Origin of the sequence: Stieleria varia (assembly GCF_038443385.1) — a bacterium.
Lineage (GTDB): Bacteria > Planctomycetota > Planctomycetia > Pirellulales > Pirellulaceae > Stieleria > Stieleria varia.
Window position 1 is genome coordinate 8,378,845 of sequence record NZ_CP151726.1, and the last position, 15,601, is coordinate 8,394,445.

Here is a 15,601-nt window from a genome sequence, read left to right on the forward strand (position 1 = left end):
ACGATCGTCCTGGAACCGTCCCAAGACAGCCTCGCATTTTGGCTCTGCTGAACGCCAGACCGGACGTGATCAACACAGATTGCTCTCCGGAGAATTGCATGATTCCTGCGAACCTCCAACCTCCAAAAGCTTGCGTCGCCCAGCTCAAAGCGCTACGATCAACCGATCCCCCCAACCACCCATCCGGGCCGGGGCAAATCTCCCTCTCATCGAAAGACAAAATCAATGGACAACATCGGACCTATCATCGGCGGCGTGCTCTACCTCGGTTTCATCATCCTGATGATCGCCAGCCTGTGGATCGTTTTTCAGAAAGCAGGAAAGCCGGGGTGGGCGTCAATCATCCCGATCTACAACGCGATTGTTCTGATTGAGATTGCCGGGAAACCTCTCTGGTGGATCTTGCTATTGATGATCCCGTTTGTGAACATCATCTTTGGAATCATGCTTTCCATCGCGATCGCAGAAAACTTCGGCAAGTCCACTGGGTTTGGCATTGGATTGGCTTTCCTCGGATTCATCTTCTTTCCGATCCTGGCATTCAGCGACGCCCGCTATCTGGGCGTTCAAAACACTCAGGTGAACTGACCATTGAACGACGAACCCTCAAGCGTCAATCCGTTCGCTCCTCCCTCGTTCGACGATTACGAACGCGGGAGGACAGGATTGCTATCAGAGGACCAACCGGAGCCCACGCCGTGTCCCGCATGCGGCTCCAAAGACTCGCAACCCGCTGCCTATGACAAATGGCACGGTCGGCGCGGCCCACGAGCATTGCAGGACATGATCTGCCAGTCCTGTGGGGCAAACTTCGATGGCGAAACCGGCGTGGAATACCCACCTCGAAAGAGCCCGATGGTGTGGTTCCTGCTTTCTTTGCTAGCGTGTGCGATTTATGTAGCGCTCACGATTTTGCTGTGACGCACCGCATCAAAAGTTCAACGTCTGCGGCAATCCGATCGGTGCTGGATTGGGAGCCGACGAAGGCTGCCCATTGGGTAGTATTCCGGATGCTGAATCGATCCATCCTTCGACCTGTCCGGGCGTGACGTTGGGCAAACCGGGAAACGATTCTTGAGTTCCGGAAAAAAGCCCCGAATCCGCCCCCATACCGGCACCGGAGCCCGATTCGTGGAACCGCTCGTCAAAACGCTCCAGGTACGGCCGGATCACTTGATGAATCTCCGGCGGGATGACCGATTCGGTGCGATCAAGTGTCCTCGCTATGAAGTTGCCGCTCTTGCTAGCAACGATCGACCTGCGGATACCGTCGCCCATCAGAGTGACAGCAAAGAGTGTCACGAGGGTGCAGTACAGGGCTCCTTTTGCTAGCCCAAAAAGCGCACCGATCTGACGATCGAACTCCCGCAACTTCATTCGGTCGATGGAGTTGCTGACCATGCGAAATGCAACCCAAATCACGAGCGAGGTTCCGATGAACAGGATCAGCATCGCCAGAAAGCGATTCCAGGGTGGCTCGGCTTGGATCGATTGACTCAGGGGCTCGCGGAAACGGTAGGCGACGAAGTAGCTGACCAGGATGGAAGCAATGGACGCCAACTGCCAAGCAAACCCTTTGACGGCACCGAAGATCCCGGCAGCGACCAAGATGATCAACATCACGATGTCATAGACTTCCACAGTTTCGCGTCCGTTGCCTGAGTGAGTGCGTTAACGTTTCGGATTCTAGGGAATCCGGCTTCGCGAACGAAGATCGATTTTGTTTTGCTAGCGAAGCGAAGTTGCCGGACTCGTGTCGACCCGGACGCTCTGAAATGTCTAGTATCGCAGCGTGGCAGACTTCAAAACACACATCACCGTCAGCACCGTTGGTGGTATCGCGTACGGATACTGGGGTGCAGCGACTCAAGGCATGACCGTGGAGAACGGCATGCTGGCCGGTGGCTTGTGCGCCGTCAGTGGAATGCTGCCCGACTTGGACAGCGACGGTGGAATTCCGTTGCGTGAGACCAGCATGTTTGCGGCCGCGGTGGTACCGATCTTGATGATCGATCGATTTCGTGATTACGGATTGTCGCGAGAGTCGATGGCCTTGGCGGCGATGATCATCTACTTGGGAATACGATTCGTCGTGGTCGAATTCTTCAAACGGTTCACGGTGCACCGCGGCATGTGGCACAGCCTGCCTGCTGCCGCGGCGGCAGGCTTGATCGCCTACTTGTTGATGCCCAGCCAAAGTGAAGCGGTGCGCGCATACAAAAGTTTTGCCGTGGTGTTGGGTTTCATCATCCATTTGATTTTGGATGAGATATGGGCGGTTGAAGTCGGTGTGGGAAGATTGAGAACAAAGAAATCATTTGGCACGGCATTAAAGTTCTTTGGCCCCAATGCGACGGCCAATGCGTTCGTCTACTTGATGGTCATCGGTTTGTCATACGCGGCATGGCATGACGATGGGATCTGCAAACGCCTAAAGGAACAAGAACGTTCGTGGATCTTTGGTCCGACACAGTACACGGCGCCGGTAGAACCGCCTCCATTCACGATGCCGCAGTTCGCGCAGCCGGCGCCGCCGTATTACGATCCAAACAGTTGGACGCGGTGACGCTCACGTAGAAGCGTCTCTCCGAGACGCTAAGGAGACGGGACTACGCGTTTCATTATCCACGAAGCCGCGTCTCTCCGAGGCTCGGAATTCCGCGTCTCGGAGAGACGTGACGACGTGGTTCATTGCGAGTCTCGGAGAGACGCGACTACGTGGTTTGCCGACTAGCGTTCCAAGATCAGGGTGACGGGACCGTCGTTGAGGAGTGACACTTTCATGTCAGCGGCAAAGACTCCTTTTTGGACACCAATCCCCTGCCCTGCCAGCAGATCCGCGTAATGCAAATAGAGTTCGTTGGCGATCTCCGGATGTGCAGCACCGGTGAACGCGGGTCGGCGTCCTTTCCGGCAATCTCCCAGAAGCGTGAATTGGCTGACGACCAGGACCTCTCCGCCTGTGTCCAGGATGCTACGGTTCATCTTTCCCTGATCGTCTTCAAAGATTCTCAGTTGGGCGGTTTTCTCTGCCATCCACCGCACTTGGTCTGCCGTGTCACCTTCGGCGATGCCGACCAACGCCAGCAACCCTGGTCCGATTTGGCCGACGCACGTCCCGTCGACGGTAACGCTCGCCTGAGTCACTCGCTGCAAAACGACTTTCAAGGTGAGATCCTTTCGTAAAATGGGAACGACCCTTGTGGGCTTTCCTCACAGAGGTCGCGAACCAGTAGAATGATAGTCACGTTTCGCGCCCCGCAAGCATTCGTTACTCGAAACCGCAACCGACTCGCCATGCCGTATTTGTTCACCTGCCCCCATTGTCAAACGAAAACGCAAGTTGACGATCGGTACAGCGGTCACAAGGGCCAATGTGCGACATGCGGTGGCGACATCACAGTCCCGTATTTCACTGACGCGGGGGCGGTTCAAGCGAGCGCCACAAGGTCCGCCACAGCAAAGAGAAACAAATCGACCGGCTTGTTCGTGGCCGCAGGCTTGGCGGTGGTGATCTTGGCATGCATTGTTTTTGCGGCGATCCGCTACGGCGGCCAAACGGTCGCGGCGCTCACGGAAAATCGACTGCGATCAGCATCGATGAAAAACCTGCAAGAGATCGCAACGGCATTGAACGCGTACGCAGACGAATTCGGCACTTATCCGCCCGCCTACACAACGAGCGCCAACGGCACTCCCCTGCACTCTTGGCGTGTCCTCATCCTGCCGTATTTGGATGAAGTTGAGCTGTATGACCAATTCGATCTCAGTAAACCGTGGAGTGACGAAGCCAACATGTCGGTTGCATATCAGATGCCCGGTGTTTACGAGCATCCTGATACCAACGCGGTCGGCTACTCAATGGTGCCCGCGTACTATTACTTGACCGGCCCAGGCACATTGTTTCCCAAAGGAAAACCGCTTGGCCCCGAAGACGTGAAGGACAACGGTTCACAAACGATCCTGGTGATCGAAGGACGACCGACGATCAGCTCTGGAATGTGGACAGAGCCGGTCGACATGGATTACGGCAAGATGCAGGGACTGGTTGGGGGTGCCGTCGGTATTGAACCAGGCGGATGGATACCCGGTGGAGTTGCGATGGCGACCGTCGATGGACGTGCACACTTTCTGCCCATCGGGACGCCCGCGTCAACGTTCAATGCACTGGTGACCCCGGCCGGCAATGAGCCGCTTGCCGACGACACCTTGGACTGATGCGATACGGATGCTCGGATCAGAACTTGCGTGGGGTCACGATTCCTTGGACGCGGCTGGGCAAGCCTTGAATACGCAAGAAACCTTCGGCGTCGTCTTGGTTGTACGACCCGCCGCCTTCCATCGTTGCGATCTCGGCGTCGTAGAGGCTGTTCGGGCTGGTGCGGGAATCGACCATGACGTTGCCCTTGTAAAGTTTCAGCGTCACGCTGCCGGTCACCGTCTTTTGTGCTTGGCGGATAAAGGCCATTAAGGAATCCATTTTGGGCGTGTACCAGAATCCGTAGTAAACCATCTCGGCGACTTCGGGGGCCAAACGATCACGCAAGTGCATCAGGTCGCGGTCCATGGTCAGTTGTTCCACATACATCAACGCGTCGTACAGGACGGTCATTCCAGGTGACTCGTACACGCCGCGGCTCTTCATGCCGACGAAGCGGTTCTCGACCATGTCGATTCGGCCGACGCCGTTGCGTCCGGCGATGGCGTTGAGTTGCTCGACCATCTCCAAGGCGCTGACCTTATTGCCATTGAGCGCGACCGGCACACCGGATTCGAAATCAATGGTCACCGACTCGGGCGTATCGGGTGCTTCTTGAGGACTGACACCCATGCCAAAGTCGACCAGTTCGACGCCGTTGACGTTGAGGTCTTCCAGATCCCCGGCTTCGTAGCTGATATGCAACACATTCTCGTCGCTGCTGTACGGCTTGGCCGTGGACGCTTTGACGGGAATGTTTTTTTCATTGCAGTAGGCGATCAACTCGGTGCGTCCCGGGAACGCTTCGCGGAATGCTTTGATGCGCCAGGGAGCGATCATCTCGACTTTGGGATTGAGCGCTTCGGCGGCCAACTGGAATCGGCACTGGTCGTTGCCCTTGCCGGTCGCGCCGTGCGCGTAGGCGGTCGCGCCGACTTCACGGGCGACTTCCAAACAGACCTTGCTGATCAACGGGCGGGCGATCGACGTGCCCAGCAGATAGATCTGTTCATACTTGGCTTGCCACGCCAGTACGGGAAAGGCAAAGTCGCGACAGAGTTCTTCGCGGACGTCGATCAACCGGGCGGACGCGGCACCACCGTCGCGAGCCTTTTTCATGATCGCCTCACGGTCTTCGCAAGGCTGACCCAAGTCGACGTAGACAGCGTGCACCTCGTAGCCTTGATCCTGCAGCCATCCCAGAATGACCGAAGTATCGAGACCGCCGGAGTAAGCCAGAACGCAACTTTTTTTGGACATGGAGATGCCTGATGGGAACGCGAAACGCTAGGTTGGAGAATTGTGCGGCACGATCCGCAACTGTATCTAAACCAGATTGAAATTCCGAACCCGGTTTCCCGCAACCGCCCTCTGTGCTGGAATGTTTCGAATTGTGACCAAAACCCCGCCGGACACTGTTGTGACATCGCCTGCTGACCCACCCCGAACCGACGACCCGGCATTGGTCTTGGGACGAGTAGCCGCGGGACAAATGTCGGTGGCCGACGCACTCCGTCGGCTGGGAATCGACTCAACGGGCGATGCGGGGACGCGCGATGCAGCAATCGGCGATTCAGCAATCGGCGATTCAGCGACCGGCGATTCAGCGACCGGCGATTCAGCGACACGGCAATTGGAGAACGCGACAGTGGATTTGGGGCGTTCGTCCCGCTGTGGGTTTGCCGAAGTGATTTATGGTGAAGGCAAATCGGCGGACTTGATCATCCGTATCATCTCGGCTCAGCAGACCGCCGGGCAAAGCTCACTGGTGACGCGAATCGACCCCGACACGGCGACCGAAGTCCTGCGGAGTGTTCCCACGGCAGGAGCCGAAGAAGTCTTGGCCCGACACAATCCCACCGCGCGAACCCTGAGCGTGGGTGTCGCCACGGCGAATCGGCCCATCCCACTGAACGCGACACCACTGAGCGAGACATCATTGGATGCAGACGGAGTCTCTGCCCTGCCCCGTCACGTTGCCGTGGTCACAGCGGGCAGCACGGACGCGCCGGTGGCCGAAGAGGCGATGGAGACCTTGCACTGGATGGGAGTTCCATTTTCATTGATCACGGACATCGGAGTTGCCGGTCCACAGCGATTACTGCAAGCCGTTCCCAGACTGCGTGCCGCGTCGGCGATCATCGTGATCGCGGGCATGGAGGGAGCTTTGCCGGCGGCGATCGGAGGACACGTTCGATGCGTTGTGTTTGCGGTGCCCACCAGTGTCGGTTACGGGGCGACGTTGGGCGGGTTGACTCCGATGCTGGGAATGCTCAGCTCGTGCGCGTCCAATGTCGCCGTGGTGAACATTGATGCGGGGTTCAAAGCCGCTTATCTTGCCGGCATCACTTGGCAACAACTCAACGCCGCCGCCGAGGAGTCCAAATCGTGAACAGCCGCCCTCCCCTGCTCTTTCCAAGCCGTGACACCGACAGCCACAAGGGAGACTTTGGACGTGTGGTCTTGATCGGCGGCAGTCGTGGCATGGCGGGCTCGATTTCACTGTCAAGCATTGCGGCGCTCAAAACCGGTTCGGGGCTCGTCACCGCATTGGTACCCGATCGCTGTTTGGAAACGGTGGCGTCCTTTCATCCGGGCGTGATGACCGTGCCGCTTGCTGACACACCGCAAGGACGATTCGACGTGCTCGATGAGTGCCATGAGGTGAACAAACACTTGCAGCGTGCCGATGCGATCGGAATCGGACCTGGCATGACCACCGGGGCCGGATCCGTTGGATTGGTTTGCCGCGTGCTGCAGCAAACATCGATTCCCCGTGTTCTCGACGCGGACGCGATCAATATTCTGGCGGAGCATGGGTGGTTGAACTCGGACTCACCGGCAGTCCCGATCAATGGCCCGATCAATGGCCCGATCGTTTTGACGCCGCATCCTGGAGAGCTGTCGCGATTGACGGGGGTGCCTGCCGGGGAGCGGAAAAAGCAGATCGATGCCGCGGCGGGACTGGCACAGCGACACGGAATCGTCGTGGTCGTCAAAGGCGGCCCGACGGTGGTGGTGGGATTTGACAGCGCGACTGCGCAGCCGCTGCGTTGGACCAACGACACGGGAAACCCCGGCATGGCGACCGCGGGCAGCGGCGACGTGCTGACCGGCGTGATCACATCGCTGCTCGGGCAGGGGCTCTCTGCGTGGGATGCGTCCCGACTGGGCGTCTGGGTACACGGACGAGCAGGCGATCGGGCCGCTGATTCGATCGGTAGCTCAGGCATGACGTGCTGGGAGATTTTGACCGCCCTGCCCTGCTCTGCCCAGGATGCGACCGTCTGACAGGTTCCCAAGACGCTTGATTTGAATCATCATAACGGGCATTCAGCGTCATCCTCATTTTACCTTTGCAGTCTGGATTTCAGTGACCTCCATCGTTTCGCTTGCCGACCTCAACGCGCCGGCGGTCGACTCGGTCCTGCAGGGCGGCGTCATCAGCATCGGCAATTTTGACGGCGTCCACCGCGGCCACGCCCTGCTGTTGCGTGAGGTGCGACGCCAAGCGGACAAGCGAGGATGTCCGGCGGTTGCCGTCACGCTGTTTCCCCACCCGGCGGTGCTGCTGCGTCCTGAATCGGCCCCGCCACGGTTGACGTGGTTGGAACGGCGAGCCGAACGCATGCACGCGTTGGGGATTGACCAGTTGATTATCTGCGAAACGACCAGCGAACTGCTGAGCCTGACCGCGGAGTCATTCTTTGAACTGCTGGCCATCCAACACATGGGGGCCAGCGGGATCGTGGAAGGCCCAAACTTTTATTTCGGGCGGGACCGTGCGGGCGACATCAACACGCTGGGCGAGTTGTGCCAACGCAGCGGCATCGAATTGTCGGTCGTCACCGGTTTTCGCAAAGGACACGAGTTGGTCAGCAGCACGCGGATTCGCGACGCGTTGAACCGCGGCAATGTGCACCTGGCGTGTGACATGCTGGGCGATGCACACAGGATCCGGGGGCGTGTCGTGGCGGGCGACGGACGCGGCCGAACGCTCGGGTTTCCGACCGCGAACTTGGATCAGATCGATGTCGTCGTGCCCGCGCCCGGCGTTTATGCAGGCTGGGCGATGATCGACGGCGGCTTGATTCGCCAAGCCGCCGCGATTCACGTCGGCCAAAGCCCGACCTTTGACAGCGGCGAAAACGGCAAAGTGGAAGTCCACCTGTTGGATCACAACGGCGACTTGTACGGACACGAGCTTTACGTCGATTTCGTCGCGCGAGTGCGTGACGTCGCCCGATTCGAATCGGGCGAGCAACTTACGCAGCAACTTCACCAGGACGTGGACCGCGTCCGAAAACTACTACGAAAGAGTCATTCATGAGCGTCAATTGGAAAGCCTTTGTCGACCAGATCAGCCACTATCAGTCCTTTGTGCTGGTCAGCCACATCCGCCCCGACTGTGACGCTCTGGGCAGCGAACTGGGGATGGCCTACGTGCTGCGTCAGATCGGCAAGGACGTTCGTATCATCAACGCGCACCGTACTCCGCCTGCCCTGCAATTCTTGGATCCGGCGGGCAACATCGAAGTCCTTGGTGATGATGTGGAGGCCGAAGACATCTCGCCCGACTGCATCATGATCCTGGACACCAGCGCGTGGGCTCAACTGGGCGACATGGGCGACGTCATTCGCGCCGCATCGTGTGACAAGATGGTCCTGGACCACCATGTCGGTGAAGACGCCCTCGGGGCGACGATGTACAAGGATTATCAAGCCGAAGCCACAGGGCACTTGGTCGTCCAAGCCGCGGACGCACTGAAAGTACCGTTGGCTCGGCAGATGGCCGGAGCACTGTTCGCCGCCATCGCAACCGACACCGGCTGGTTCCGTTTCGGCAGCGTGACTCCGGAAACCTATCGTGTCGTTGCCCGATTGATCGAAGCCGGTGTTGTGCCCAGCGAGATCTATGGCGATCTCTACGAGCGTGACACACTGGGACGCCTGAAACTGCGCGGCCTGATCCTTTCACGAACACAGAGCGAAGTCGGCGGTGCCTTGATGCACACCTATGTCGAAAAGGAAGATTTCGAAGCCGTCGGAGCACTCCCCAGCGATACCGAAGACGCGATCAACCTGACGCTCGCGGTGGAGAACACCAAAGCCGCCGTGATCTTTGTCGGCCAGATTCGAGGCGGATTCAAGCTGAGTTTCAGGAGCCGCTGCGCGATGGACTGCAACGAGATCGCAAGGCAGTTCGGTGGCGGTGGACACAAAGCCGCCGCGGGTGCCTTTCAAGAAGGCACGCTGGCGGATGTCAAAGCTCGCGTGTTGCCGGTCGTGATCGCAGCAGTCGAGAAAGCGATGCAGCAGGAAGGCTGAGGTTACTTCAAGACAAAGCCCGTGAGCGTCCAGCCGTCAGCGGTCTTTTCCCAGAAACTGCCACCGTTGCGCAAGTACTTTTCAATCTTTGCCAGCGGCGGCAACGTGCTCCAATCGATTGGCTCACCTTTGTTGCCGTCCGCATCGGCGGCTTCGTCCATTCGCTGCAACAGCTTCGCCAACATCGAGTCGCCTTCCTGCAATTGATTGGTGCGGAGCAACTCCCATCGAGAACGGAAGGCGATCCGAGTGCGTGTGATGCGATCCAAAGCGATTTCGTTGACCCCAAGCTTTTTCTTCTCCTGCGAGACTTCCTCCACGTCAGCCTGTTTCCACATGCCATCAGCTTTGCCCGCGGCGATACGCTGAGCGACGTCGACGAGGAAGTCGGAATGACTGGAAAATAGGAGGTAAGCCGAGCCGTCAGCGGCCTTCGGTTCGGCCACGCCGATGGCCCAGTGGTTCAACAACGGAGCAGCATCTTCATCGTCAAAGTCTTCGCCCAACCCAAACTCTGCCAGCTCCAGATCGACATCCAAGTCCTCGTCAGACGAATCACGCTGGACTTGCCAAACATCCAATTCAGCCACGTCCAACTTTGTCGCATCGGGCTCCACTTCCATCGCCTTGCGAATCACATTCTTGACCGACGCCGCATCGGTCAACCGCATGGCGACCAACATGCGATCGGAGTCCGGTCCGGCCGGCTCCGTGTTGTCGGTCAGGAAGATCAACTCATCGTCCAAATGCGGCAGAAAGTTTTTGGCAATGTCGATCTGAGGTCCTTCCGGATCGTTCTTGATGCCCTCAATCATTTCGCGAAAGATTTCGTCATCCACGGCGTCGTTGATCATTGGCTCGGACGCCCAAAAGGCTTCCTCCATTTTCCAATTCAATCGTGTGAAGGACCCGACCGTTGCTGGAATCCATCCCGGGGATTCTTCGTAGGGTGTGTTGAACATCTGCAACATCTGCGCTGCTTTGGTAAACTCGCCCGGTGCCAAGATCAAGCCGCGATGCAGTATGTCAAACTGATCACCGGCCACGACTCCGACACCACCGATGGCTTCGACAACCTCAAAACCTTGTCGCTCCAGTAGAGCCAGCACATCGAGTTGATTGCCACGATCGTACTCAAAGACCTCACGAAGAATGCGTCCCATCGCGAACGGGCGGGCGAACCACTCCCAGCAGACCACACCGGTCTTGTCATCTGTCTTTTCGATCGCTGCTTGGGATTGCTCCAGTACCTTCTGATAATCGGGCAATTGCGAAAGCGGCTTCACGGTGGATTTCCCGGCTACCACGTCGAGCACGTTTTGCACAACCGTGTCGCGGTCTGCAGCAATGATGCGTGTTTTGTTCCATGATAACGCGACTTGATCGACTTTGAGTTGCCCAGGCTTGGGCTTGGTCGTGTACACGCGGATGACTTCGCCGCCGTACTGGACGTCCTTGCGAACCGCATCACCGGCTTTCAGATCGCGATCAATCTTTTCCACCGCCGCTGCGACTTCCTGGTCTTTTCCGCGCACGTCAGCGATCACGCACGCAGCGTAGGGACGACGCTTGTCTTGATCAAACGGCAACCACGCAAAGGCGACTTCACCGGACGCGATGTCGTAGAGATCGTTGGGCCGCAGACCGATGGGGCTTTCGACGGCATCGAGCAAGTTTTCAGCACGCTTACGCTGCGCTTCGATGAAAGGCTGCATCGCTTCATCGTCAACCAGTTTCCCGAACTGAGTCTTTTTCCATGCGTCACAGAAGGTCGGCAGATTGGGCACACGCACGATGCCTGCCGTCGATTCGGGCAACAAGTCGACTGCATCGATGTACGCGACCTGCGCGTCGGCCTGCTGCGTACCGTCCTGGCCAGTTGCTGACTCCGCCCCAAGACCGAGCCCGATCAGGCAGACAATCCAGGAGGCAACGATCCCTCTGGCACGAGACAACCTCGTTGCTCGGCGTGAACGCTCCGGGCGAGCGCAGGAGGGGATTTCAGATGACGACGTCAATTTGTATTGTGATGGCATAAATTTACTTTTCGGCAACAACCAACACTCAAGCGTCGGATGGTTGAAAAAAGGCATTCCAAGTCCGGTCTGGATTGGCCTCTGGGGAAGTGAGACCCATTAGTGGGATCAGGCAAGATCTACCGTCAAGCACAGCTTGTCAAATAGGCCGAATTGCCCAACCAAACTCAGGCTGTATGTTATCGCACTCGATTCGACCCCGAAACGCCGCCTCGAATGACAGCCCATGTCCGACTTTGAATCCACTCCTTACCAAAACCCCCTCATTGAGCGATACAGCTCCCGCGAAATGGCCCATTGGTGGGGCCCTGAGCGACGATTCCAGACCTGGAGAAGCCTCTGGATCGCCCTGGCGGAAAGCGAAAAAGAGCTCGGTTTGCCGATTTCTGACACCCAGATCGAACAATTGAAGGCATTTCGGGAGAATTTGAACCTCGACGTCGCCGCAGAATATGAGCGAATTCGACGCCATGACGTGATGGCGCACGTGGAAGCCTATGGCGACCAATGCCCCGATGCCAAGCCGATCATTCACCTGGGTGCGACGAGCTGTTTCGTTACCGACAACGCAGATTTGGTGCTGATTCGTGGTGCGTTGGAGCTTGTCGCCCGACGATTGGCCGGCACGATCGACGCCCTGGGAACCTTTGCGGCCCAGCACCGTGCCCTGCCCTGCCTCGGATTTACGCACCTGCAACCCGCTCAACCGACGACGGTCGGCAAACGATGCTGCCTGTGGGCCTACGATTTGGTGCTGGATCTGCACGAAATCGAACACCGCTTGGAACAATTGCGGGCCCGGAGCGCCAAGGGGACCACGGGCACCCAAGCCAGTTTCCTGCAACTCTTTGGCGGGGACCACGAAAAGGTCCTGCAGCTTGAGAAAAAAGTCTCCGAAAAACTTGGCTTTTCCGATTCCTACGCCGTCACCGGGCAGACTTATCCTCGCAAAGTCGACTCGCAGATTCTTGACGCGCTGAGTGGCGTCAGCCAATCGCTACACAAAATCGCCACGGACATTCGTCTGCTGGCCAACCGCAAGGAAATCGAAGAACCGATCGAGAAGCATCAGATCGGCAGCTCGGCGATGCCCTACAAACGCAATCCGATGCGAAGCGAACGGATCTGCGCGTTGACTCGCTACGTCATCAGCTTGCAGAGCAGTCCCGCCATGACGGCGGCGACTCAGTGGATGGAACGCACGCTGGACGACAGCGCCAATCGACGACTCGTCATCCCACAAGCTTTCCTGGCCGTGGACGCCTCACTGGTGTTGATGCAAAACATTGCCAGCGGTTTCGAAGTCTACCCCAAGACGATTGAGTACAACTTGGCAAAAGAACTGCCGTACATGGAAACCGAAAACATCATGATGAAAGCCGTCGCGGCGGGCGGTGACCGTCAAGAGCTGCACGAACGCATCCGTGTGCACAGCCGCGAAGTCGCCCAGCGGGTCAACGCGGAGGGCAAACCCAACGACATGATCGAACGATTAAAGAACGACGCGGCTTTCTCGGCGGTCGAGTTTGATACCGAGATCGACCCGATGGATTTCGTGGGTCGATCACCACAACAAGTCGACCAGTTCATCGCAGAACACGTCGACCCCATTCGAGTCCGCTACGGCGGCAAATCCGACTTGAGTGTCGAAGTCAACGTGTGACCTGAACTGGTGTACCGGATTGGTCTGGCTGAAGCCGGTGCACCGGCTTATGAGTCTTGGGCTTGATGTGTTTCGAAAGTCGTTCGGCGGTTCATCTCAGCTTCCCTGAACGCCTTGGTGATCTCGTCATACAACACTCGTTGCGAACGCACTCGCTCAACTTTTCCGCTGACTGATCGTTTTTTGTAGCTGCCATCCTGCTGCATTTTCCAGCAGTGTGTGTTGTCGCGAAAATATGTCTTCAGCGTTTCCAACAGCCGCTCACGACACGTCGGATCGTTCACCGGTATGAGCAATTCGATTCTGCGATCCAGGTTCCTGGGCATCCAATCCGCACTGCTGATCAAGACCTGCTCGTCGCCTCCGTGACGGAAATACAGGACTCTGGCATGCTCTAAAAATCGGTCGACGATCGAGTAGACTTCGATCGTTTCGCTCAAACCCTCGACGCCCGGTTTCAAACAACAGACGCCGCGAATGTTCAGACGGATGCGAACACCGGCTTGGCTGGCCCGGTACAACGCGTCAATGACTTTGGGATCGGCCAACGCGTTGAGCTTGGCAATGATCTCCCCTTTTTGTCCCTGTCTGGCCCGCTCCGTCTCTCCTTCGATCAACTCCATCACTCGATTGCGCAGCGTGGTGGGTGCGGAAGACAACTCACGCAACTGGCGAGGCTGGCTGGCCCCTGTGACGGCGTTGAAAAACGCTGAAGCATCGGCCCCCAATACATCGTCGCACGTGAACAGTGATACGTCACTGTACAAGTTCGCCGTGACTTCGTTGTAGTTCCCGGTACCGAAATGGACGTATCGCACAATCCCCTGAGGTTCACGCCGCACGATGATGCAAACCTTTGCGTGCGTTTTCAAACCGCGAACGCCGTAGATGACTTGAACCCCGGCACGCTCCATTTCCCGCGCCCACTCAATGTTGCGAGCTTCGTCAAATCGCGCTTTCAACTCCACAATGGCTGAGACGTATTTGCCGTTCTCTGCGGCGCGTTCCAAGGCGGCCACAATCGGGCTCTTTTTGCTCGTGCGATACAAAACTTGCTTGATCGCCAGCACATCAGGGTCCACGGCGGCTTCTTCGATCAAGCGAACGACGGAATCGAATCGTTCATAGGGATGAACCAGTAACAGGTCCCCCGCCGCGATCGTCGAAAACATCGGCTCGGCGGCATCAATCCGCGGATTGGGAACCGCCGGCCAATTGGGATCCCGCAACGCTTCGAAACCATCCAGTCCGTGCAGTGCAAACAGGTACGTCAGGTCGAGCGGTCCATCAATGGGGAACAAGTCATCGTCGCCCAAGCTCAATGCCTCGCGGAGAAACGCGATCATTTCAGGACTCGCCGTCGCACTGTACTCCAAACGTACTGCGCCCGAGTAACGTCGGCCTTCCAAGACCTCTTCCATTCCGCCGAGCAAGTCAGCGGCTTCATCCTCACGCAGTTGTATGTCCGCATTGCGGGTCAAGCGAAAGGGAACACACTCCACGACATCACGTCCGGGAAAGAATTCCTTGGCGTGATGCATCACCAAGTCTTCCAACAAAACATAGTTGTGAGCGGATTCTGAGCCATCGAGATCGCCGGGCAATGGCACGACGCGAGAGATGGACTTGCCCAACGGGATCACGGCGTAGTCCCACTCGTCGTCCGCCGCATCGGTTTCATCGGCCTTCTGGCCTGCCCGTAGATGCTCAGGAACCAAATTGCCTGTTCCACCGGCCACCATTCGCACACAAACTTGCAGTCCCAAACCCTGCAACAGTGGAAACGACCAGTCGATGGCGACGCTCTGCGGCGAGAGAACATTGACGATGTCGGTGTGAAAACGAGCTTCGGCGGCATCGGCGATGTTCTCACTGCACTGACTCAGATCGACATGACGAATCCCAAAATCACTGAGTTGCGGCTGGACATCTTCTCTCAGCAAACGGTACTGACGTTTTACGATCGAATGTGCTTTCTTGGCGATCCAGTGCAGTTGCTGAGTCACGGTCAAACCGACCGGATCGACAACCGACTTGTTCTGCTGTTTCTGCAATCGCAGACCACCGACGCGAACCATCATGAATTCATCGAGATTAGAACTCGTGATGGCGAGGAATTTGGCTCGTTCCAATATGGGCAACGATTCGTTCGCGGCTTGCTCCAACACCCGCTGATTAAATTCCAACCAGCTCAGCTCTCGATTGATGAATCGATCGACCGGCAATGCCTCGAACTCTTTCTCCGCCGCGCGTTTTTCACCGACTCCCTTGTGAATGGATTTCTTTGCAGAGGAAGCCTCATCTACCAGTTTTTTCTCGACAGCGGGTGCTTTCGATGACTTCGTCTTAGCTTTTTTTGCCACAGCGTTTTGGCTT

13 protein-coding genes are annotated in these 15,601 nt (G+C 57.4%); 8 read left to right on the forward strand and 5 right to left on the reverse strand.

The genetic code is table 11. From position 1 onward, the window contains the following. The first annotated feature begins 225 nt into the window (after positions 1–225). Complete coding sequence (locus Pla52nx_RS28325) at positions 226–588, forward strand: DUF5684 domain-containing protein (RefSeq protein WP_146521319.1); 363 nt, start codon at positions 226–228, stop codon at positions 586–588. A gap of 342 nt (positions 589–930) precedes the next feature. On the opposite strand, the gene Pla52nx_RS28330 is transcribed toward Pla52nx_RS28325, so the two are convergent. After that, positions 931–1,641, reverse strand: coding sequence for a CvpA family protein (locus Pla52nx_RS28330; protein WP_146521320.1), 711 nt, complete (start codon positions 1,639–1,641; stop codon positions 931–933). A 151-nt stretch (positions 1,642–1,792) separates the two neighbouring features. Here Pla52nx_RS28330 and Pla52nx_RS28335 point away from each other — a divergent pair, with 151 nt between their 5' ends. After that, positions 1,793–2,566 carry a metal-dependent hydrolase gene (locus Pla52nx_RS28335; RefSeq protein ID WP_146521321.1) on the forward strand — a complete coding sequence of 258 codons (774 nt, stop codon included), beginning with the start codon at positions 1,793–1,795 and terminating at the stop codon, positions 2,564–2,566. Between the two features lie 164 nt (positions 2,567–2,730). On the opposite strand, the gene dtd is transcribed toward Pla52nx_RS28335, so the two are convergent. Then, complete coding sequence (dtd, locus tag Pla52nx_RS28340; protein ID WP_146521322.1) at positions 2,731–3,168, reverse strand: D-aminoacyl-tRNA deacylase; 438 nt, start codon at positions 3,166–3,168, stop codon at positions 2,731–2,733. Positions 3,169–3,237: 69 nt separating this feature from the next. Here dtd and Pla52nx_RS28345 point away from each other — a divergent pair, with 69 nt between their 5' ends. Further along, a complete protein-coding gene (locus Pla52nx_RS28345) occupies positions 3,238–4,218 on the forward strand; it encodes a DUF1559 domain-containing protein (RefSeq protein WP_231742134.1) in 981 nt (326 codons plus the stop codon). Positions 4,219–4,237: 19 nt separating this feature from the next. Here the strand turns inward: Pla52nx_RS28345 and Pla52nx_RS28350 are convergent, their stop codons facing one another. Then, positions 4,238–5,458 carry an argininosuccinate synthase gene (locus tag Pla52nx_RS28350; RefSeq protein ID WP_146521323.1) on the reverse strand — a complete coding sequence of 407 codons (1,221 nt, stop codon included), beginning with the start codon at positions 5,456–5,458 and terminating at the stop codon, positions 4,238–4,240. 160 nt (positions 5,459–5,618) lie between these two features. Here Pla52nx_RS28350 and larB point away from each other — a divergent pair, with 160 nt between their 5' ends. The 4 genes from larB to Pla52nx_RS28370 all read left to right on the forward strand — a co-directional run bounded on the left by larB (position 5,619) and on the right by Pla52nx_RS28370 (position 9,526). After that, positions 5,619–6,590 carry a nickel pincer cofactor biosynthesis protein LarB gene (gene larB / locus Pla52nx_RS28355; protein WP_342190279.1) on the forward strand — a complete coding sequence of 324 codons (972 nt, stop codon included), beginning with the start codon at positions 5,619–5,621 and terminating at the stop codon, positions 6,588–6,590. After that, entirely contained in the window at positions 6,587–7,489 is a 903-nt protein-coding gene (locus tag Pla52nx_RS28360; protein ID WP_146521324.1) for an NAD(P)H-hydrate dehydratase, read from the forward strand. The genes larB and Pla52nx_RS28360 overlap by 4 nt, the downstream gene beginning before the upstream one ends. Positions 7,490–7,571: 82 nt before the next feature. Continuing rightward, positions 7,572–8,528 (forward strand): bifunctional riboflavin kinase/FAD synthetase, encoded by a 957-nt coding sequence (locus Pla52nx_RS28365; protein WP_231742136.1) that lies wholly within the window; start codon positions 7,572–7,574, stop codon positions 8,526–8,528. Further along, positions 8,525–9,526 (forward strand): DHH family phosphoesterase, encoded by a 1,002-nt coding sequence (locus Pla52nx_RS28370; RefSeq protein ID WP_146521325.1) that lies wholly within the window; start codon positions 8,525–8,527, stop codon positions 9,524–9,526. Before Pla52nx_RS28365 ends, Pla52nx_RS28370 begins: the two co-directional genes overlap by 4 nt. A 2-nt stretch (positions 9,527–9,528) precedes the next feature. On the opposite strand, the gene Pla52nx_RS28375 is transcribed toward Pla52nx_RS28370, so the two are convergent. Then, positions 9,529–11,481, reverse strand: coding sequence for a membrane or secreted protein (locus tag Pla52nx_RS28375; protein ID WP_146521326.1), 1,953 nt, complete (start codon positions 11,479–11,481; stop codon positions 9,529–9,531). Positions 11,482–11,788: 307 nt separating this feature from the next. Here Pla52nx_RS28375 and purB point away from each other — a divergent pair, with 307 nt between their 5' ends. Then, positions 11,789–13,225, forward strand: a complete 1,437-nt coding sequence (gene purB / locus Pla52nx_RS28380) for an adenylosuccinate lyase (protein WP_146521327.1) — start codon at positions 11,789–11,791, stop codon at positions 13,223–13,225. A gap of 47 nt (positions 13,226–13,272) precedes the next feature. On the opposite strand, the gene ppk1 is transcribed toward purB, so the two are convergent. Continuing rightward, entirely contained in the window at positions 13,273–15,450 is a 2,178-nt protein-coding gene (gene ppk1, locus Pla52nx_RS28385; protein WP_231742218.1) for a polyphosphate kinase 1, read from the reverse strand. Positions 15,451–15,601: the final 151 nt, after the last annotated feature.

Bases quoted from the DNA above. Each gene is read 5' to 3' on its own strand.
- Pla52nx_RS28325 (WP_146521319.1), top strand. From the start codon at position 226: ATGGACAACATCGGACCTATCATCGGCGGCGTGCTCTACCTCGGTTTC.
- Pla52nx_RS28345 (WP_231742134.1), top strand. From the start codon at position 3,238: ATGATAGTCACGTTTCGCGCCCCGCAAGCATTCGTTACTCGAAACCGC.
- Pla52nx_RS28350 (WP_146521323.1), bottom strand. From the start codon at position 5,458: ATGTCCAAAAAAAGTTGCGTTCTGGCTTACTCCGGCGGTCTCGATACT.
- Pla52nx_RS28370 (WP_146521325.1), top strand. From the start codon at position 8,525: ATGAGCGTCAATTGGAAAGCCTTTGTCGACCAGATCAGCCACTATCAG.
- purB (WP_146521327.1), top strand. From the start codon at position 11,789: ATGTCCGACTTTGAATCCACTCCTTACCAAAACCCCCTCATTGAGCGA.